Below are 19,728 nucleotides of genomic sequence, written 5' to 3'. Positions count from 1 at the left end.
TAAAAAAGAGCGCCATTGTAATCATGATGGGCCCCCTTGAACACAGGTCTGCACGCCAATGAAAGGGGCCGTCGCTGTTGCCAGCGACGGCCCCGACTTTCGCAACCGGTCTCAGCGACGGCGATAGAGACCCGGATCCACCTCTTCATAACGGTCCGTCAGATATTGATAGAAGGCGAGGCTGGAGGGAGAGCTCGGCGTTTTCAGCTGCTCTGCCACCCGCTCCGGCTTGGCGATGATGAACTTGGGATCCTGCCGCCGGATGTCGGCCAGCACCCGCTCGCGCACGTCATAGGGCGGATTGACGTTGGCGAAGAACAAATAGGCGGAGGCGGGCTGGCGATCTGTCCACAGATAGTATTGCGGCTGTATGCCGTCGACCCAGATCTTGTCGGTCGGCCCTGTCTCGGCCTTGATCCTGTCGACCCGCACCTGGGCCGGCGGATTGAACGGCTTGCCCTTGAGGTTGCCCTCCCAGGCGTTGTTGACCAGCAGAGCCAGCATGGCGAGTGACGCCAGCCAGGGGGTGGCGCTGCGCACATCCCAGGCGCGCCAGAGCGGCACCAGGATGAGCACCGGCAGGGCCCACAGCAGGCTGTTGCCGAGCACTTCGCGCACCCGCGGCAGCGACCACTCCTTGGTGCTCCAGCCGTAACCGAGTTGCTGGGCCAGCAGCCAGCTTGCGGTCAGTACCACTAGCGAGATGCAGAGCAGGCCCAGGGCATCGGACTGTTGCTCGCTGCGATCCAGCAGGCAGGCCAGAGGCAGCAGGCCAAGCTGCAGGTAGAGCACGTCGTAGTGATCGAACACGTGGCCGGAGACGGAGTTGGCGATCAGGGTAAAGAGCACGCCAAACAGGGTGGCGCAGAGGGCAGGCAGATACCACTCCTGGCGGCGTCCCAGCATCAGCACCATGAAGGCTGGCAGCAGCATGACGAGGCCGGTGCGCAGCAGGCCGACTGCCCCCACTTCCGGCGAGAAGCCGTTGCCATAGCTCCCCTCGAAGAAGATGCCGAAGGCGTAGTATTTGAATTCGTCCAGCAAACCGTGGTGCTGGAAGTAGGCAAACAGCGGGCCGCCGACCAGGGCCAGCCCCAGCAGGCTGGAGCAGAGCAGGCCGAAGGCGCAGCGCCACTGCTCACGCAGACACCAGTGGCAGAACAGCACCAGATACCAAGCCCCCCAGAAGGCGCCGTTGTTGGTGCGCATCCATGCCACGATGGCGAAGGTGAGGGCCGCCACCAGGGCCGGACCCCAGCGAAACTGCTTGTCCAGCAGCAGGGTGATGAAGGCCCACTGGGCGATGAGGGCCAGGTGGAAAGTCCAGTCCTCGGTCATGTTGCCGTAGTAGTAGCGGGTGCTGTAGAGCGCCAGCAGCGCCAGCATGCTGCCGAGGCGGGCCCGCAGGGAGAGCCCCAGCTGGGAGAAGGCCTGCCAGCTGGCGAGCAGACCAAGCCAGCAAAGTACCCACTCCAGCAGCCAGATCCCGAAGAAGCCTCCCAGGGAGTAGCCGAGGGCATCGAGGGCGAAGATCATGGGGCCCTTGATGTCGATCATGTCCCGGTAGAGCACGCCCCCCTCGCTCCACATCTTGCCCATCACAGCGAACAGGGAGGCATCAAAGCCGGGCGCCATGCCGTGGAACAGCGGGTTGCGCAAGCAAAACAGCAGCGCCATCAGGGCGGTGAGCAGGACAACCAGCGGCTTGAGCCCGGGGTTGTAGCGCTGAGGGGTAAAACGGATGGCGTGATTCATGGATGACCTGTTCCTGCGGGAAAGACGTAAAAGCGGGCCTATCTTGCCGAGGCCGGCAGTCCGATGCAATGGGCTGGGGTGATGTGTTTGAAATAATGTATAAAAGTAGCGTTTTCAGTGCCTGAGTTGCGCAAGACGGCGGCGGTGTCTGGTGTTGCCGAGGCGATGTAAGAGGGTAGGGGGATGTACTTGGTATAACGGACAAGAGTGCCGTTTCACCCAGGAAAGCGGCACTCTTGCAGGGGATGGCCCGATGAGAGCCTCAGGCCATGGGACTGGCGCCCTGGTATTCCACCAGTGCCGGCAGGGGGGCCAGCTCGGGCAGATGGCGGGCCCAGCGGATAAAGGCATCGGCCAGGGTGATGCCGAGCTCCTGATTGTGCTGGGTCAGGGTGCGGGCCAGGGCCGTGTAGCCCTCCTTGCCGGAGGCGGTGTAGGCGCTGGAGACCCCCCGATAGATGGCATCCATCTCGACGTTCTGCCACTGACCCGGGCTCGCCTCCCATTCGAGGCGGGTGATCCGGCTCCCCCTGGGCCTGTCTGCCTGATAACGGAAGCGCATCCCGGCGGTATAGGGGAAGCTGCCGCTGCCATTGCCGACCACGCCGTTGTTGGTGGCGTTGTCGATGGCTCCCTCCAGCGCCTCCGCCAGCTCATGGCCGTGCACCCGGTAGAGGGTGAGTGGAATGGCAAAGGGCAGCAGGCGCCCGGCGATGTCCGCCTCGCTCAAGGGGCCGGGTTCGAGGGAGCTGCGTACTCCCCCTGCGTTGTGCAGGGCGAAATCCACCTGGCCTACCTGCTCGCGGGCACCGGCCAGCATGGCGCTCGCCACCAGGGGGGCGACCTGACTGCCAGCGGGTAGGGCGGCATCGGGCAGGCGCTGATGGTGCAGTGGCCCGGCGAGGTGGGTCACGATGCGCCGGGTCATGGTCTCGAGTTCGGGTCGGTAGCGCCTGGCCAGATGCTGCTCGATCTCGGGGGCCGGCTCGCAGAAATGGAGCCCTGCCGGCGGGGGCGAGGCAAAGGGCCAGGGCTGCCAGGGCAGCCACTCCAGCTGGCCGCGGCTTTGGCAAACGCGTCCGCGCTCATCAAATTCCAGCTCGCACACCCCGAGGCACAGCGCGCTGTGGGCCGCATGCAGTATGGCGACCCCCTCGATCATCAAGGGGTAGTCCCCCTCGCTCATCAGCCCGAGCGGGGCCAGATCCCCCAGCTGGCTGTGGGTGTGGCCACCGACAATCAGGCTGAGTTCGGGGAAGCGGGCCGCCAGCTTCTTGTCCTGCTCCAGCCCAAGGTGGCTGAGCAATATGATGTGCTCTATCCCTTCGGCCTTGATCTCGCCAAGGGCGGCGCTGAGGGTCTCTTCGATGCCGTGGAAGCGGGTGTGGGGATCCGGGCTTGCGATGGCGGCCATCTGCGGCAAGGTGATGCCGAGCAGGGCGAAGGGGACGCCGTCGATGACGCGTCTGTGCCAGGGACGGCTGGCATCAAACAGCTGTGGCAAGCCGTGCAACCGCAGCGGGGCATCGGCTGGCTCCTGGCTGCTGTCGAGGTTGGCGGCCAGCACCGGATAGTCGAGCTGGCGCAGAAACTCCACCAGCGGGCCGTTGCCGAGATCGAATTCATGGTTGCCGATCACCATGGCATCCGGTCGTAGCAGGCCGAGCAGGTCGGCGTTGGCCCGCCCCTTGAAGCGGTTGAAATAGAGCGACCCCTGGAAGGTGTCACCCCCGTGCAGCAGCAGGCAGGTCTGGCCCGCAGCGGCAGCCTGCTGGCGCAGGGCGGTCAGCCGGGTCAGGATGCGGCCGTAGCCGCCACACTGGGTGCGCCATTCGGACTCACCCTCAGGGGAGAAGCGCATGGGGGCGCCATCGAAATGGGAGTGGCAGTCACTGAAGTGGGCAAGTTGAACCGTAATACTCAAGGCTCGGTCCTCCTTAGGGAAAAAGAGCACCGAGTCTACTGCAAGGGGTGGGGGGGATGCCAGCCCGGCAGGCGCCGGGCTGGAAAAGAGTCAGACGGTACTCAGGCAGGGACCAGGATCTGGGTGGCGAGGATCACCACCAGCAGGCCGACCGCGACCGGCATAGAGGTGCGCTTGACCACCTCGAACGGGGACAGATTGCCCATGCCCGCACAGGCGACCACCACCCCGGAGACTGGCGAGATGGTGCGACCCAGGTTGGAGGCTTGCAGCATGGGGATGACCAGGTAGGCAGGATTGACGCCCAGACTGGTGGCCAGGTGCGGGATCAGCTCCACGAAGGCATAGAAGGGGGCATTGCCCGAGCCGGTGGTAAAGGCGGCCAAGGTGGTGATGACCACCAGCACCAGCATGATGACGATGCCGCCGGTGCCAAAGCTCTGGGCCAGATCCAGGAGATTGGCGATGAAACCGAGCCCCATCAGCCCCTGGGCGAAGACCCCGGCCCCCACCAAGAGCATGACCACGCCGGCGAAGGCGTCAGCCATGCTGCGCCAGCACACCTGCAAACCGTCCAGCAGCTCGCGGCCGTTGCGCTTGCGCACCAGCTCCAGCAGGGCGGCCAGCACCAGGCAGATGACGATGATGGTGACGATGTCGAGCTTGGGGCCCAGCTTGCCGTCAAACAGCAGCACACCGATGATGGGGGTGAACGGCAATATGGCGTAGAAGCCGGGGGCATCGGTGATGAGATCGCTCGGGGCGACCGCCTCGTTGTGTTCCCCGGACTTCCTGTCCAGATAGCGCTGCCAGAAGAAGTGGGTCACCGCCATGGCGGCGATGGCCGTCAGGGAGATGGGCAGGGTCAGCTTGAAGGCAAACTCGATGAGCTCCATGTTGGCGGCCTGGGCGGCCATCACCACGTCCCCCGAGGTGGGGGCCAGTATGATGGCGGCCGGAGAGGCGCACACCGCGGCCGCGGCGCCACGGGAGATCCCCATGTTGACCATCAACGGGAACAGGGTCGCCATCAGCAGCACGCCGAGGCCGGTGGCGGAGCTCACCGCCAGCGACATGGCGCAGGCCACCAGGTAGGCGGCTACCAGCAGTATGTAGGGGGACTTGATGATGCCAAGGGGCTTGCTGGCCAGCTTCACCAAGATGGTGTTGGCGCCTATGTGGCTCATGTAGCCGGCAAAGCCGCACAGCACCATGATCAGCATGCCGAGGCCGCCCCCCCTGTCTACCAGCAGGAAGCGCACGTACTCGAACACGTCTGTGGCCACGTGGCCGGTGGAGGTGACGCTGGCTGGCAGCACCGCCTTGCCCATCAGGGCGGTGATCGCCAGCAGCAAGAGGCCGCCGCTGAGCAGCACCCCGGTCGCCGAATAGCCCTTGAAGATGTAGCGACCCACGGCCAGGGTGACCAGGGTGCCAATAAGGAGTTCCATCATAAATAGGTTCCTGAGTATGGAGTGACGTATGGCATCTAACGGGCTGAGCAGAGGATTGGACTGGCTAGCCTGACATGTGCCAACAAAAGCGCCGGGATTATTACCTCATAAGGAGTAATTCACCATGGGAATGGTGGCTGGCTGTGATCTCCCTTGCAAATCCCCATCCGCCCAGGGGGAGATCCTACCCTGTGCCACCCCCGGCACCGAGAGCAGGTGACAGCGCCCCTGATCGCGGTTAATCTCCACACTGACTATTAATTCATTGATTATTAATTGAAATTACGCCGGGACTCACAAGGAGCAAGGCAGCACGACGATGGGACTCTTCAGCAAGACAGGGGCGGTGGCGGCCCTGATATATGCCGCCTCAATCGGAGCAGCACCCTCCCATTATGCAGGTATTCGAGTGGCGCCTGATATCAAGGTCGATTTCCAGTTCTATCGGGTATCAGGGGCCGATGTGGCTGCAGTGATGCGCCAGATCACCGCCTTGTCACCCACTCAGGCGGACGGCCATATCGGCAGGGCCAGCTATCAGCTCTCCTGGCAGTTGCAGACCAGGGCGACCCCGGTGCGCTGCGAGCTGGATCAGGCCCAGGTGACGGCCCGCATCCAGGTCAGGGTGCCGAACTGGATGGACAAGGGCAGGGCGTCCGCGGCGGAGCGGCAGAAGTGGGACAAGCTGGTGGCGGCCATGTTCGACTACGAGAGCCGCCACAAGGATATATTGCTCGAAAGCGTCAGCCAGCTCGGCATCCGGCTCGCCCAGTTGCCCATTGCCCGGGATTGTGCCGTCTTGCAGCATCAGGGCTGGCAGCAGGGGCAGGCGGTGCTGGAGGCGACCCGGGATCGATTCGCCACCCTGGCGCAGCAGACCGATCGGGGGCGCAAGCTCGGGGTCAGCTGGCCAGAGGGCAGCTGACCGTCATCGCCAATAAAAAAACGGGCTTCCCTTGTGGAAGCCCGTTTTGTTTGAGGTCCAACCTGGGTTGGGATCAGGACGCCGGATCGCGCAGCGGCTTGCCCTTGCGCAGCCTGCGCACCCAGTAGCGGGCCGGATGCAGCGCCTCCAGCAGATCGGCCGCCAGCGGCAGCGGATCACCGCAGATCTCGCTCGCGACCAGCTCACCGCAGAGGGGCGCCGAGCACAGCCCCCGGGAGCCGAGGGCGCCCAGCACATAGAGACCGGCGTGCAGGGGCAGCGTGCTCTGCTGATCAGCGGGGGCCTTAGGGTCTTGATCCGCCAGGCTTGCCAATCTGGCGACGGGGCCTGCCACCGGCAGGTGATCCCGGCTGGCGCAGCGAACGCCCACCCGCGCCTCGTTGCCGCTCACGTCCACCTCGGCAGGCCAGCTTTGATCAGGCAGGCAGGCTTGCAGCCGTGCCTGGTTCTGAGCCTGCTCCTCGGCACTGAATGCGAGGGTACTCTGGTTACGGCCATAGCTGGCCCCGATGCAGTGCGCTCCGTCGTGGGCCGGGGTGAGGTAGCCGTCGTAGCAGAGCACAGTCCTGAGCTGGCTTAACCGCGCCGTGGTCGGCACATGGCTCACCTGACCGCGGACCGGGTAGAGCGGCAGCTCCGCGAAGGGGAGCAGGGCGGGCAGCCGGTGACCGGCTGCCACCACCAGGTTGGGGGCCTGCCACAGGTGGCCATCCTGGCTCTCCACCTGCCAGCCGTCCGCCAGCTCGCTGATGCTGCTCACCGGTGTGTGGTACTCAAGTCGCAGGAGACCGCTGGCTTGCGCTTCTTTCAGGGCGGCGCGGGTGAGATCCGCCGGGCAGAGCCAGCCCCCCAGGGGGTAGCTGACGCCACCGTGGCCGCAGGGCAGGCCGACCACCTGCTCAACTTCCGAGGCAGAGAGTGGGTGCATCAGCTCGGGGGGGAAGGGGCCCTGACCCATCTTGGCGAGCTTGGCGGCGGACTTGTCGTCGTAGCCAAGCTGGGTGACGCCGCACAGGGAGAAGGCCACGGGATGGCGCGCGGCCAGGGTCAGCAGCCGCTGGCGGGCATAGCCGAAGGCCAGGGAATAGAAGCGCGACAGGGCGTCATGCTCCCCGTTGAGCAGGGGATAGAGCGCCCCCTGCCGGTTGCCGGAGGCGCCGGTGGCAGGCTCGCCATCTTCACACAGCAGGGTCACCTTGCGACCTCGCACCACCAGAGAGAGTGCCGTCATGGCCGAGGCGATGCCGCCGCCGATGATCAGCACCTCGCCGTCCCGGCCGGCGGGGCGGGCATACCAGGGGGAGATGCTTTGCTCGGGCACTTTGCCCTCCCGCCTCCCTGCCAGCATCTCCCGCTTGCTGCCGTGCCCCTTCACCTTCTTCATGGCAAAGCCGGCGTCAATCAGACCGCGGCGCACGAAACCGGCGCAGGTAAAGGTCGAGAGGGTCGCGCTGGTGCGAGCGAGGCGAGCGAGGCCATCGAACAGCGCTTGTGTCCACATCTCGGGATTCTTGGCCGGCGAGAAGCCATCGAGATACCAGGCATCCACCAGACCCTGAGGGCCGTGAGGCACCTGGGGCAGCATCTCCTTGATGTCGCCAAGCCAGAGATCGAGGCGGATGCGGCCGCCGGCAAAAATGAGGCGGTGGCAGCCGGAGACCGGCAGCGGCCATTGCTCGATGAGAGGCTGGCTAAGGTGCGCGAGCTCGGGCCAGGCCGCCAGGGCCTTGCAGAGATCGGCTTGGGCCAGGGGGTATTTCTCGAAGCTGATGAAGTGCAGGTGCGAGCCGTTGCCGGATTGGGGGGCCTGTTCCAGGAAGGCGGCCATTGTCGCCAGAAAGTTAAGACCTGTGCCGAAACCTGTTTCGCCAATCACGAAACTGTCACTATCGTGGTGCGAAAATCGTGCCGGTAGGTGATTTTGCAATAAAAAGACGTAGCGGGTTTCACTTAGACCGTTATCATTGGAAAAGTACACATCCCCGAACTCACTGGAGACTGGAGTTCCCGCTTCATTCCAGTCCAATCGGGCATGATGTAAGGATGTTTGACTCACGTTTTCCTCTGCTCGCGTCATAAATTCGCGGGCATTCTACGTGAAAGCAGACCAGTTTGGCAGCCGAAAGCGGGTAGACTCGGTGCCAGTTTTTCCAGACGAGATGAATTAATGAGAAGAGCAGTGATCACCGGTATCGGCGTCATCTCCAGTATCGGCAACAACAAGGAAGAGGTGCTGGCCTCCCTGAAAGCAGGCAAATCCGGCATCACCTATTCCGAGCAGTTTGAACAGTACAACCTGCGCAGCCGTGTCTGGGGTAACATCAAACTCGATCCGTCTGAACTGATCGACCGTAAAGTCATGCGTTTCATGGGTGACGCCGCGGCCTATGCGTACCTCTCCATGCAGCAGGCTATCGCTGACGCGGGTCTGCCAGAGGATCAGGTCTCCAACGAGCGTACTGGCATAGTGGTCGGCTCCGGCGGCGCCTCCGGCAAGAACACCTCCGAGTCTGCGGACATCGCCCGTGAAAAAGGGGTCAAGCGCGTGGGTCCCTACATGGTGCCGCGCACCATGTCCTCCACCACCTCTGCCTGCCTGGCCACCCCGTTCAAGATCAAGGGTGTCAACTACACCATCAGCTCCGCCTGTGCCACCTCTGCCCACTGCATCGGTCACGCACTGGAGCTGATCCAGCTTGGCAAGCAGGACATCGTCTTCGCTGGCGGCGGCGAGGAGCTGGACTGGTCTTCCACCATCCAGTTCGATGCCATGGGCGCCCTCTCCACCAAGTACAACGACACCCCGGAAAAGGCGTCCCGTACCTATGATGCGGACCGCGATGGTTTTGTCATCTCCGGTGGCGGTGGCATCCTGGTGGTCGAAGAGCTGGAACATGCCCTGGCCCGCGGTGCCCACATTTACGCCGAAATCACCGGTTACGGTGCCACCTCCGACGGCTACGACATGGTTGCCCCGAGCGGTGAAGGCGCTGTGCGTTGCATGAAGATGGCGATGCAGGACGTCGGCTCTGTGGATTACATCAACACCCACGGCACTTCGACTCCGGTCGGTGATACCAAGGAGCTGGAAGCCATCCAAACCCTGTTTGGCAGCAATGCGCCCAAGCTCTCCGCCACCAAGGCGATGACGGGCCATGCCCTTGGCGCCGCCGGTGTGCACGAGGCCGTCTACTCCCTGCTGATGATGGAACACGGCTTCATTGCCCCCAGCATCAACATCGAGAACCTGGACGAGAAGGCCGTGGGTCTGCCCATCGTACGTGCCTACGAAACGGCCGATCTCAATACCGTCATGTCCAACAGCTTCGGCTTTGGCGGTACCAACGCTTCCTTGGTGTTCAGCAAGTTCAAGGCTTGATGAACCGATGAAGTGAAAAAAGGCGCCGCAAGGCGCCTTTTTTTTGGGCTTTAACTGGGCCTCAGGCCGGTTCGGCCAGGGGCAGGCGCATATAGACGGCGTCCTCGCCGTACTCCTCCAGCGACTTGGGGGTCTTGGCTGGCACGAAGCCCTGCTTGCGCCAGAAGGCGGGGGCATCCTGCACCGCCACCAGACCTGCATGGCGATACCCTTCTCGGCTCGCGAAATCGAGCGCCGTGGCCAGCAGTTGCTGCCCGACGCCCAGACCGCGGGCCTCGCCACTGACCGCAAGATCGTGCAGATAGAACTCTTCATGACCGGCCAGCGCCTTCATCGGCACCGAGAGGGGCGGGGGCTGGTGAGCGCGCCAGGGATGGCAGAGCAGGTAACCGAGCACCCGGCCCTGACGCTCGGCGACCCAGCAACAGGCGGGGGCGAGTTGTGCCTTGTTGCTCATCACCTCGAGGGGCTCGGGCTCCAGCTGGTGGTAGCACTCGCTCTGAATGGTCATGATGGCGGGCCAGTCGAGGGGCCGTATGGTTCTTATCTTGATCATCGTACAGGAGGGCGCGTGCCCCTGGTCAACCCTTGAAAGAAGGTGGTCAGCATAACCCAAGGGGCGTGCAAATTGAACCGCAGCCCCTCGTGGCTCAGCGAGCGGCCTCTTTGCTCACCACCTTGATCAGCTGATAGCGCACCGAGGAGGCGTCCGCCGGCACGTCGGTGAGCTGTTCGGTACGCACTTCCAGTTGATAGTGGAAACCAGGCTCAAAGGTGAAACCTTCGATCTGCTGGTAGAAGAGGGTCCAGCTCTCGCCAGGCTGGCTGCGCACCTGCATGCACTTCATGGGGGCGACACCGACGCAGTCGGCCAGCTTGTCCTGGATATAGAGGGTCTCTGTGGCCGGGGTGCTCTGGCAGGCGCTGAGCAACAAGGCGGAGCAGAGGAGCAGGGGAGCTTTCATGATGGGTGTCCTTGGCGTAAAAGGGCGCGATTAGACCCTCAAATGAAAAGGCGGTCAATGACCGCCTTTGTAACAAGCCATGACAACTCGCCGGATCAGCGCTGATCGAGGGGAGTGAAATCCCGTTGGGCCAGGCCGGTATAGAGCTGACGCGGACGGCCGATCTTCTGGTCCGGATCCGAGTGCATTTCGTTCCAGTGGGCAATCCAGCCGATGGTGCGGGAGATGGCGAAGATCACGGTGAACATGGACATGGGGATGCCGATGGCCTTCATGATGATGCCGGAGTAGAAGTCCACGTTCGGGTAGAGCTTCTTCTCGATGAAGTAGGGGTCGGAGAGCGCGATGCGCTCCAGCTCCATGGCCACGTCCAGCAGCGGATCCTTGATCTGCAGCTCGGTCAGTACCTCGTGACAGGTTTCGCGCATCACGGTGGCACGGGGGTCGTGGTTCTTGTAGACCCGGTGGCCGAAGCCCATCAGACGGAAGGGATCGTTCTTGTCTTTGGCCTTGGCGATGTACTCGGGAATACGGTCAACCGAGCCGATCTCCTCGAGCATCTTGAGGCAGGCTTCGTTGGCGCCGCCGTGGGCCGGACCCCACAGGGAGGCGATCCCCGCAGCGATACAGGCGAACGGGTTGGCGCCGGAGGAGCCGGCCAGACGCACGGTGGAGGTGGAGGCGTTCTGCTCGTGATCCGCATGCAGGGTGAAGATGCGATCCATGGCGCGCTCGACGATGGGGTTGACCTTGTACTCTTCGGTCGGCACGCCAAACATCATGTGCAGGAAGTTGCCGGCATAGGAGAGGGCGTTGCGCGGCTGCATGAAGGGCTGGCCGATGGAGTACTTGTAACACATGGCGGCCAGGGTCGGCATCTTGGAGAGCAGACGGAAGGCGCAGATCTCGCGATGTTCTTCGTTGTTGATGTCGAGGGCATCGTGATAGAAGGCGGACAGGGCGCTGACCACACCGCACATGATCGCCATGGGGTGGGAGTCACGGCGGAAGCCGCGGAAGAAGAAGGCGATCTGCTCGTGCACCATGGTGTGGCGGGTGACCAGGCGTTCAAATTCCGCGTATTGCGTCTTGGTGGGCGCCTCGCCGTACAGCAGGATGTAACAGACTTCCAGGTAACTGGCCTGGGTGGCCAACTGGGCGATGGGATAACCACGGTGCAGCAAGACACCCTGATCTCCGTCAATATAGGTAATGGATGATTTGCAAGCACCGGTGGCCATAAAGCCGGGGTCGAAGGTGAAGTACCCTTGCGCGCCCAGTTTTCTGACATCGATTACATCGGGTCCAACAGTACCGGACAGGATCGGTAGTTCTACCGGCTCTTTTCCGGGCAGATGTAGGGTGGCTATCTTATCAGCCATAGCACGTCTCCTTTGCTCTTTTATAATTTGGTTCCAGTCCTACTTTATTACGACTTTCATGACGCTGGCAAAGGTTCTTACCCGTACCACGGCGGCTGGAGCGCCTTATTTGAACCAGAGAACCACTCTCTTGTCAATTTTCCTGAATGATCATTAATGACTTGTTAAAGCGGTTGTGAGATCTGGTTTACGGTTTTGGGTTTTCTATGTAGCTAATTGATTGTCATTGGTTAAGGCCGCCGATATACTGCGCCTCGTGGGTGATGGCCGTCGGTGTTTGAAACGCTTTCGCAAAGCCAGATGTGATATCTAAAATGTTGTTTTTGGCTTTTCCGAGTTGTTTTGGTAACAAAAACCTAACAAATGCCACTCCTCGCCCTCAAAGCGTGTGAAAACAATAACTAACGTGCTCAATGGAGCTGAGTGGGCAAAGCCGTGAAAAATAAACAGAGACCTGTAAACCTCGACCTGCAAACGATCAGCTTTCCTGTCACCGCCATCGCTTCCATCTTGCACCGTGTCTCAGGGGTCATCACCTTTGTGGCGCTGGCCATCTTGCTGTGGATGCTTGGAACTTCACTCTCCTCTCCCGAAGGATTTGAAACCGTCGTTGCCATCATGGACAACTTCCTGGTCAAGTTCGTGTTGTGGGGGATCCTGACTGCGCTGGCATACCACATTGTGGGCGGCCTGCGTCACCTGGTCATGGACATGGGGCATTGGGAAGAGCTGGATTCCGCGAATCAGAGTGCCCGGGTGGGCTTCGTGATTACCGGGATTCTGGCGGTATTGGCGGGGGTACTGGTATGGTAACCAATTCTGCAACTTTCGGGCGCAGCGGTGTTCATGATTACATCCTGATCCGCGCCACCGCCCTCATCATGACGGCTTACGTCCTCTATCTGGTGGGCTTTGTCGCCTTCAACGACATCACCTACGAGGTGTGGACCGGCTTCTTCGCCACAACCTTCACCAAGGTCTTCACCCTGCTGACGCTGCTGTGCGTCCTGATCCACGCCTGGATCGGTCTGTGGCAGGTGCTGACCGACTATATCAAGCCGGTCGGGCTGCGCGGTGCGCTGCAGTTTGCGCTGGTGGTGGTGCTGTTCGTCTATCTGATGACGGGTTTCGTCGTGCTGTGGGGTGTGTAAGGTGACTATTCCAACTCGTGAATTTGATGCGGTCGTGATCGGTGCCGGTGGTGCCGGCATGCGCGCCGCGCTGCAGATTGCCCAGTCCGGCAAGAGCTGCGCACTGCTTTCCAAGGTTTTCCCGACTCGTTCCCACACGGTTTCCGCCCAGGGCGGGATCACGGTCGCCCTGGGCAATGCCCATGACGACAACTGGCAGTGGCACATGTATGACACCGTCAAGGGCTCCGATTACATCGGTGACCAGGAAGCGATTGAATACATGTGCAAGACCGGCCCCGAGGCCATCTATGAGCTGGAGAACATGGGCTTGCCCTTCTCCCGCTTCGACAACGGCTCTGTCTATCAGCGCCCCTTCGGCGGTCAGTCCAAGAATTTTGGCGGCGAGCAGGCGGCCCGTACCGCGGCGGCTGCCGACCGGACCGGTCACGCCCTGCTGCATACCCTGTATCAGCAGAACGTCAAGAACAAGACCACCGTCTTCTCCGAATGGTATGCCCTGGATCTGGTGAAGAACCAGGACGGCCACATCGTCGGCTGCACCGCCATCGACATGGAGAGCGGCGAAGTCGTCTACTTCAAGGCCAAGGCCACAGTGCTTGCCACTGGCGGCGCCGGTCGCATCTACCAGTCCACCACCAACGCCCACATCAACACGGGTGACGGCGTCGGCATGGCACTGCGTGCCGGAGTCGGCGTGCAGGACATGGAATTCTGGCAGTTCCACCCCACCGGCATCGCCGGGGCAGGGGTACTGGTGACCGAGGGTTGCCGTGGTGAAGGCGGCTATCTGCTCAACAAAGATGGCGAGCGCTTCATGGAGCGTTACGCGCCCAACGCCAAGGATCTCGCCGGTCGCGACGTGGTGGCTCGCTCCATCATGATCGAGATCCGCGAAGGCCGTGGCTGTGACGGTCCCTGGGGCCCGCACATCAAGCTCAAGCTGGATCACCTCGGCAAAGAGGTGCTGGAATCCCGTCTGCCGGGCATCTGCGAGCTCTCTCGCACCTTCGCCCACGTGGATCCGGTCAAGGAACCCATCCCCATCATCCCGACCTGCCACTACATGATGGGCGGCGTGCCGACCAGCGTGAACGGCCAGTGCCTGACCCAGGATAAAGACGGCAACGATGTCCCCGTGGTCGGCCTGTTCGCGGTGGGGGAAATCGCCTGCGTGTCCGTGCACGGTGCCAACCGCCTCGGCGGCAACTCCTTGCTGGATCTGGTGGTGTTTGGTCGTGCCGCCGGCATGCACCTGGTGGAGACCCTGGGTGAGATGGATCATGGTCGCGAGGCGTCTGAATCCGACATCGCCGCGGCGCTGGCCCGCTTCAATCGCTGGGAGAACAACCGCGATGGCGAGGATCCCGCCGAGATCCGCCGTGACCTGCAGCGCTGCATGCAGAACAACTTCTCCGTGTTCCGTGAAGGGGACGCCATGGCAGAAGGGCTGGCCGAGCTGAAACTCATCCGCGAGCGCCTCAAGAATGCCCGTCTGGACGACACCTCCAAGGAGTTCAACACCCAGCGCATCGAGTGTCTGGAGCTGGATAACCTGATGGAGACGGCGTTTGCCACCGCGGTTGCCGCCAACTTCCGTACCGAGAGCCGGGGTGCCCACAGCCGCTTCGACTTCCCGGAGCGTGACGACGAGAGCTGGCTGTGTCACAGCCTCTATCATCCGGACACAGAGTCCATGACCCGTCGTGCTGTCAACATGTCACCCAAGACCCGTGAGGCGTTCCCGCCCAAGGTCCGGACTTACTGATTGCGGAGCCAAGCACAATGAACGTCACATTCTCTGTCTACAGATACAATCCGGACGTTGATAACGTCCCGCATATGAAGGAATATCGTCTTGATATTCCTGAAGGTTCCGACATGATGGTGCTCGACGCACTGATCCAGCTCAAGGAGCTGGATCCCACGCTCTCCTTCCGCCGCTCCTGCCGCGAAGGGGTCTGTGGATCAGACGGTCTCAACATGAATGGCAAGAACGGTCTTGCCTGCATCACTCCGCTCTCCGATCTGCTGAAGAAGGGCAACAAGGTCGTCATCCGGCCCCTGCCTGGTCTGCCAGTGATCCGCGATCTGGTGATCGACATGACCCAGTTCTACACCCAGTGGGAGAAGGTCAAACCCTTCCTCATCAACGATGAGAAACTGCCGCCCGTGCGTGAGCACCTGCAATCCCCCGAAGAGCGCGCCAAGCTGGATGGCCTGTACGAGTGTATTCTCTGTGCCTGCTGCTCCACCTCTTGCCCCTCCTTCTGGTGGAACCCGGACAAGTTCATCGGCCCGGCCGGGCTGCTCGCCGCCTACCGTTGGCTGGCGGACAGCCGCGATACCGCCGCCACTGAACGACTGGGCAACCTGGATGACGCCTTCAGCGTGTTCCGTTGCCACGGCATCATGAACTGCGTGAACGTCTGTCCCAAGGGCTTGAACCCGACCAAGGCCATCGGTCAGATCAAGTCGATGTTGCTCAACCGGGCTGTGTAATACCAGGGCCAGGACGCCTTGCGCCGGGCCCGACCTCTGGATAGCCATCCCGTCCCGGGATGGCTATGACCCTACAAGCTGCGCTGCAGTGAACAAGATGTACAAGGGATAGAAATGCATAACGGCGTGATGAAGGCCTGGTTGGAGTCATCTCACCTGGCTGGTGCGAATGCAAGCTACATTGAGGATTTGTACGAATCCTTCCTGGAAAACCCCGACTCCGTGGCCGAAGAGTGGCGCAGCCTGTTTAGCGAGCTGCCCCAGGTCAATGGCCATGCAGTTGAACAACCCCACTCTCAGGTTCGCGACTATTTCCGCCGCCTGGCCAAGGATCCCTCCCGTTACAGCGCGCCCGTTTCCGATCCCCAGGTGGATGCCAAGCAGGTGCGCGTACTGCAGCTGATCAACGCCTTCCGCTTCCGCGGTCACCAGAATGCCAATCTGGATCCCCTCGGCCTCTGGACCCGTGAAACCGTTGCCGAGCTCGACCCGGCATTTCACAACCTGCAGGGCGCAGACATGGATGCCACCTTCAATGTGGGCTCCTACGCCATCGGTCGCGAGACCATGGTGCTCTCCGATCTCTACGCCTCGCTGAAGAAAACCTACTGCGGCAGCATAGGTGCAGACTACATGCATATCACCTCTACCGAGGAGAAGCGCTGGCTGCAAGACCGTCTTGAATCCATCGAAGCCAAGGGCAACTACAGCACCGAGGAGAAGACCCGCTTCCTCGAGAGCCTGACCGCCGCCGAAGGGCTGGAAAAATACCTGGGCGCCAAGTTCCCGGGGGCCAAGCGTTTCTCCCTGGAAGGGGGCGATGCCATGGTGCCCATGCTGAAAGAGCTTATTCGCCGCGCCGGTGAGCAGGGTTGCAAGGAGGCCGTCATCGGCATGGCCCACCGCGGTCGCCTCAACGTGCTGATCAACGTGCTGGGCAAGCGTGCCCAGGATCTGTTCGACGAGTTCGCCGGCAAGCACGGCGAGTCCTGGGGCACAGGGGATGTGAAGTACCACATGGGCTTCTCCTCCGACTTCGCCACCCCGGGCGGCAACGTCCACCTGGCGCTGGCCTTCAACCCGTCCCACCTCGAGATCGTCAACCCCGTGGTCATCGGCTCGGTGCGTGCCCGCATGGACCGTCGCGGTGACAAGGATGGCTCCAGTGTGCTGCCCATCACCATCCACGGTGACTCCGCCATCGCGGGGCAGGGTGTGGTGGCAGAAACCTTCAACATGTCCCTGACCCGTGCCTACGGCGTCGGCGGCACTGTGCGCATCGTCATCAACAACCAGGTGGGTTTCACCACCTCCTATCAACGTGACCTGCGCTCCACCGAATATTGCACCGACATCGCCAAGGCGGTGCAGGCGCCTGTGCTGCACGTCAACGGGGATGACCCGGAAGCCGTGGTGCTGGTGACCCAGATTGCGCTGGATTATCGCAACACCTTCAAGCGTGACGTGGTGATCGAGCTGGTCTGCTACCGTCGTCACGGCCACAACGAGGCCGACGAGCCGAGTGCGACCCAGCCGCTGATGTACCAGAAGATCAAGCAGCACCCGACTCCGCGCAAAATATATGCCGATCAGCTGATTGTCGAAGGCACCATCACCCCTGAGCTGGCCACCACCCTGGTCAACGACTACCGCGATACCCTGGATCGGGGCGAGCGGGTGAGCAAGGAGTGGCGTCCCATGGAGCTTCACTCCGTGGATTGGACCCCTTATCTCGGTCACGACTGGGCCATGGCCTATGACAGCACAGTGCCCATGGATCACCTGAAATCCCTCGGCGAGCGCATCAGCCAGTACCCGGCGACCCATGTGCTGCAGCGCCAGGTCGAGAAGATCTACGAAGACCGCCGCCTGATGGCCGCCGGCGAGAAGCTGGTTGACTGGGGCTTTGCCGAGACGCTTGCCTACGCCACCCTGGTGGACAAGGGCGCACGCATCCGCTTCACCGGGGAAGACTCCGGCCGTGGCACCTTCTTCCACCGCCACGCCGTGCTGCACAACCAGACCGATGCGAGCACCTACACCCCGCTGTGCAACCTGCACGACGAGCAAGGTCCGTTCGAGATCTACGACTCGGTGCTGACCGAAAACGCGGTACTGGCGTTCGAATATGGCTACGCCAGCGCCGAGCCGGCCGGTCTGACCATCTGGGAAGCCCAGTTCGGCGACTTCGCCAACTGCGCCCAGGTGGTGGTGGACCAGTTCCTCTCCTCCGGTGAGCAGAAGTGGGGCCGGATGTGCGGCCTGACCATGCTGCTGCCCCACGGCTACGAGGGCCAAGGCCCGGAGCACTCCTCCGCCCGTCTGGAGCGCTATCTGCAGATGTGTGCCCAGCACAACATGCAGGTGTGCGTGCCCTCCACCCCGGCGCAGGTGTTCCACATGCTGCGTCGCCAGGTGGTGCGCCCGATGCGCCGTCCGCTCATCGTGATGACGCCGAAATCCCTGCTGCGCCACCCGCTGGCGGTGAGCAAGCTCGACGAGCTGGCGGAAGGCACCTTCCAGAATGCCATCGGCGAGATTGATGCGCTGGATCCGAAGGGCGTCAAGCGGGTGGTCTTCTGCTCCGGCAAGGTCTACTACGACCTGCTCGATGCCCGCCGCAAGGCTGAGCAGCAAGATGTCGCCCTGGTGCGGATCGAGCAGCTCTACCCCTTCCCGGAAGAGGAAGTGCGCGCCATTCTGGCCGACTATGCCCATGTCGCCGACTTCGTCTGGTGTCAGGAAGAGCCGCAGAACCAGGGCGCCTGGTACAGCACCCGTCATCACTACGACAGCGTGCTGCCAAGCCATGCCCGTCTGTGTTACGCCGGTCGTCCGGCCTCGGCCTCACCGGCCGTCGGTTACATGTCTGTCCACGCCAAGCAGCAGAAAGCCCTGGTGGAAGACGCGCTGACCCTGGAATAAACGAGTTGTGAAGGGGAGGGGGCTCTGTGAAGCCGACCCTCTCCGTCTCTGGAACAAGCCTGCTGGCCAAGAAGTAACAAGGAACTGATTACATGACTATCGAGATCAAGGTACCGGACCTGCCGGAATCAGTGGCGGACGCCACCATCGCCACCTGGCACAAGAAACCGGGTGATCTGGTTGCCCGTGACGAAGTGCTGGTTGACATCGAAACCGATAAAGTCGTGCTGGAAGTCCCCGCGCCGGAAGCCGGCGTACTGGGTGACATCCTGCAACTGGAAGGCGCCACTGTGCTCTCCCGTCAACTGATCGCCATCCTCAAGGCGGCCCCGGTGGCCGGTGAAGAGACCAAGGAGAAGCCGGTGGACGTGGCGACCGATGACGCTGCCGACGGTTTGAGCCCCTCTGTGCGCCGCCTGGTGGCCGAGCACGATATCGACGTGGCCAAGCTGACCGGTACCGGCAAAGGTGGTCGTGTCACCAAGGAAGATGTGGACACCTTCATCAAGAACCTGAGCAAGCCGGCAGCCCCCGCCGCCGTGGCAGCCGCACCGGTTGCGCCCATCGCCCCCCTGGCCGGTCGCACCGAGAAGCGTGTGCCCATGACCCGTCTGCGCAAGCGCATCGCCGAACGTCTGCTGGAGGCCAAGAACACCACCGCCATGCTGACCACCTTCAACGAGATCAACATGGCGCCCATCATGAAGCTGCGCAAGCAGTACGGCGAGATCTTCGAGAAGAAGCACGGCATCAAGCTCGGCTTCATGTCCTTCTACGTGAAGGCGGTGGTGGAATCCCTCAAGCGCTACCCGGAAGTGAACGCGGCGCTGGACGGTGACGACATCGTCTATCACAGCTACTTCGACGTCAGCATCGCCGTCTCCACCCCCCGTGGTCTGGTGACCCCGGTACTGCGTGACTGCGACAACATGAGCCTGGCCGACATCGAGAAGGCCATCAAGGATCTGGCGGGCAAGGGCCGTGACGGCAAGCTGACCGTGGATGAACTGACTGGCGGCAACTTCACCATCACCAACGGCGGTGTGTTCGGCTCCCTGATGTCCACCCCCATCATCAACCCGCCCCAGAGCGCCATCCTGGGGATGCACAAGATCCAGGACAGACCCATGGCCGTCGACGGCAAGGTCGAGATCCTGCCGATGATGTACCTGGCGCTCTCCTACGATCACCGCATCATCGACGGCCGCGAGTCGGTGGGCTTCCTGGTCTCCATCAAGGAGCTGCTGGAAGACCCGACCCGTCTGCTGCTGGATGTCTGAACAAGAGTGACTGAAAGATAACGAGGGGCCGCCCAGGCCCCCATTCACAGGGGATTGAGAAACAC

Annotated in this window: 15 protein-coding genes; 8 read left to right on the top strand and 7 right to left on the bottom strand. The window is 62.2% G+C overall.

Annotated features, from left to right (window positions below; all coding sequences use genetic code 11):
• Positions 1–111: 111 nt before the first annotated feature.
• The 3 genes from KW824_RS01695 to dcuC form a co-directional block, all read right to left on the bottom strand.
• Positions 112–1,755 (bottom strand): hypothetical protein, encoded by a 1,644-nt coding sequence (locus KW824_RS01695; protein ID WP_005328305.1) that lies wholly within the window; start codon positions 1,753–1,755, stop codon positions 112–114.
• Between the two features lie 262 nt (positions 1,756–2,017).
• Positions 2,018–3,679, bottom strand: coding sequence for a bifunctional UDP-sugar hydrolase/5'-nucleotidase (locus KW824_RS01690; protein WP_218408693.1), 1,662 nt, complete (start codon positions 3,677–3,679; stop codon positions 2,018–2,020).
• A gap of 101 nt (positions 3,680–3,780) precedes the next feature.
• Positions 3,781–5,133: an anaerobic C4-dicarboxylate transporter DcuC gene (gene dcuC, locus KW824_RS01685; RefSeq protein WP_218408692.1), complete on the bottom strand. Its 1,353-nt coding sequence runs from the start codon at positions 5,131–5,133 to the stop codon at positions 3,781–3,783.
• Between the two features lie 319 nt (positions 5,134–5,452).
• Between dcuC and KW824_RS01680 the strand changes: the two genes are divergently transcribed.
• Positions 5,453–6,058, top strand: a complete 606-nt coding sequence (locus KW824_RS01680; RefSeq protein WP_218408691.1) for a DUF922 domain-containing protein — start codon at positions 5,453–5,455, stop codon at positions 6,056–6,058.
• Positions 6,059–6,131: 73 nt separating this feature from the next.
• Here the strand turns inward: KW824_RS01680 and mnmC are convergent, their stop codons facing one another.
• Positions 6,132–8,156 (bottom strand): bifunctional tRNA (5-methylaminomethyl-2-thiouridine)(34)-methyltransferase MnmD/FAD-dependent 5-carboxymethylaminomethyl-2-thiouridine(34) oxidoreductase MnmC, encoded by a 2,025-nt coding sequence (gene mnmC / locus KW824_RS01675; protein ID WP_218408690.1) that lies wholly within the window; start codon positions 8,154–8,156, stop codon positions 6,132–6,134.
• A gap of 90 nt (positions 8,157–8,246) precedes the next feature.
• Here mnmC and fabB point away from each other — a divergent pair, with 90 nt between their 5' ends.
• On the top strand, positions 8,247–9,458 hold the full coding sequence (gene fabB / locus KW824_RS01670) for a beta-ketoacyl-ACP synthase I (protein ID WP_218408689.1): 1,212 nt from the start codon (positions 8,247–8,249) through the stop codon (positions 9,456–9,458).
• A 61-nt stretch (positions 9,459–9,519) separates the two neighbouring features.
• Here fabB and KW824_RS01665 read toward each other — a convergent pair whose 3' ends face one another.
• The 3 genes from KW824_RS01665 to KW824_RS01655 form a co-directional block, all read right to left on the bottom strand.
• Positions 9,520–10,014, bottom strand: coding sequence for a GNAT family N-acetyltransferase (locus KW824_RS01665; RefSeq protein ID WP_005326918.1), 495 nt, complete (start codon positions 10,012–10,014; stop codon positions 9,520–9,522).
• 94 nt (positions 10,015–10,108) lie between these two features.
• Entirely contained in the window at positions 10,109–10,423 is a 315-nt protein-coding gene (locus tag KW824_RS01660; RefSeq protein WP_218408688.1) for a DUF4377 domain-containing protein, read from the bottom strand.
• 95 nt (positions 10,424–10,518) lie between these two features.
• The gene (locus KW824_RS01655) at positions 10,519–11,805 is read right to left on the bottom strand and encodes a citrate synthase (protein WP_041205909.1); all 1,287 of its coding nucleotides are present in this window, start codon (positions 11,803–11,805) and stop codon (positions 10,519–10,521) included.
• 423 nt (positions 11,806–12,228) lie between these two features.
• Between KW824_RS01655 and sdhC the strand changes: the two genes are divergently transcribed.
• The 6 genes from sdhC to odhB all read left to right on the top strand — a co-directional run bounded on the left by sdhC (position 12,229) and on the right by odhB (position 19,663).
• The gene (sdhC, locus tag KW824_RS01650; protein ID WP_025326734.1) at positions 12,229–12,618 is read left to right on the top strand and encodes a succinate dehydrogenase cytochrome b556 subunit; all 390 of its coding nucleotides are present in this window, start codon (positions 12,229–12,231) and stop codon (positions 12,616–12,618) included.
• Positions 12,612–12,956, top strand: coding sequence for a succinate dehydrogenase, hydrophobic membrane anchor protein (gene sdhD / locus KW824_RS01645; protein WP_005326929.1), 345 nt, complete (start codon positions 12,612–12,614; stop codon positions 12,954–12,956). The genes sdhC and sdhD overlap by 7 nt, the downstream gene beginning before the upstream one ends.
• A 1-nt stretch (position 12,957) precedes the next feature.
• Positions 12,958–14,724: a succinate dehydrogenase flavoprotein subunit gene (sdhA, locus tag KW824_RS01640; RefSeq protein ID WP_025326735.1), complete on the top strand. Its 1,767-nt coding sequence runs from the start codon at positions 12,958–12,960 to the stop codon at positions 14,722–14,724.
• Between the two features lie 17 nt (positions 14,725–14,741).
• The gene (locus KW824_RS01635) at positions 14,742–15,458 is read left to right on the top strand and encodes a succinate dehydrogenase iron-sulfur subunit (protein ID WP_025326736.1); all 717 of its coding nucleotides are present in this window, start codon (positions 14,742–14,744) and stop codon (positions 15,456–15,458) included.
• A gap of 114 nt (positions 15,459–15,572) precedes the next feature.
• Positions 15,573–18,383 carry a 2-oxoglutarate dehydrogenase E1 component gene (gene sucA, locus KW824_RS01630; protein WP_218408687.1) on the top strand — a complete coding sequence of 937 codons (2,811 nt, stop codon included), beginning with the start codon at positions 15,573–15,575 and terminating at the stop codon, positions 18,381–18,383.
• Between the two features lie 92 nt (positions 18,384–18,475).
• The gene (odhB, locus tag KW824_RS01625) at positions 18,476–19,663 is read left to right on the top strand and encodes a 2-oxoglutarate dehydrogenase complex dihydrolipoyllysine-residue succinyltransferase (RefSeq protein WP_218408686.1); all 1,188 of its coding nucleotides are present in this window, start codon (positions 18,476–18,478) and stop codon (positions 19,661–19,663) included.
• Positions 19,664–19,728 lie beyond the last annotated feature (65 nt).

The sequence above is a fragment of the Aeromonas sp. sif0611 genome (assembly GCF_019218845.1).
Lineage (GTDB): Bacteria > Pseudomonadota > Gammaproteobacteria > Enterobacterales > Aeromonadaceae > Aeromonas > Aeromonas media.
This window is presented reverse-complemented; position numbering and strand designations above follow the sequence as displayed.

Excerpts from the sequence above, each read along its gene's own strand:
- KW824_RS01695 (WP_005328305.1), bottom strand. The coding sequence starts at position 1,755 with ATGAATCACGCCATCCGTTTTACCCCTCAGCGCTACAACCCCGGGCTC.
- dcuC (WP_218408692.1), bottom strand. The coding sequence starts at position 5,133 with ATGATGGAACTCCTTATTGGCACCCTGGTCACCCTGGCCGTGGGTCGC.
- KW824_RS01680 (WP_218408691.1), top strand. The coding sequence starts at position 5,453 with ATGGGACTCTTCAGCAAGACAGGGGCGGTGGCGGCCCTGATATATGCC.
- mnmC (WP_218408690.1), bottom strand. The coding sequence starts at position 8,156 with ATGACGCGAGCAGAGGAAAACGTGAGTCAAACATCCTTACATCATGCC.
- fabB (WP_218408689.1), top strand. The coding sequence starts at position 8,247 with ATGAGAAGAGCAGTGATCACCGGTATCGGCGTCATCTCCAGTATCGGC.
- KW824_RS01665 (WP_005326918.1), bottom strand. The coding sequence starts at position 10,014 with ATGATCAAGATAAGAACCATACGGCCCCTCGACTGGCCCGCCATCATG.
- KW824_RS01660 (WP_218408688.1), bottom strand. The coding sequence starts at position 10,423 with ATGAAAGCTCCCCTGCTCCTCTGCTCCGCCTTGTTGCTCAGCGCCTGC.
- KW824_RS01655 (WP_041205909.1), bottom strand. The coding sequence starts at position 11,805 with ATGGCTGATAAGATAGCCACCCTACATCTGCCCGGAAAAGAGCCGGTA.
- sdhD (WP_005326929.1), top strand. The coding sequence starts at position 12,612 with ATGGTAACCAATTCTGCAACTTTCGGGCGCAGCGGTGTTCATGATTAC.
- KW824_RS01635 (WP_025326736.1), top strand. The coding sequence starts at position 14,742 with ATGAACGTCACATTCTCTGTCTACAGATACAATCCGGACGTTGATAAC.
- sucA (WP_218408687.1), top strand. The coding sequence starts at position 15,573 with ATGCATAACGGCGTGATGAAGGCCTGGTTGGAGTCATCTCACCTGGCT.
- odhB (WP_218408686.1), top strand. The coding sequence starts at position 18,476 with ATGACTATCGAGATCAAGGTACCGGACCTGCCGGAATCAGTGGCGGAC.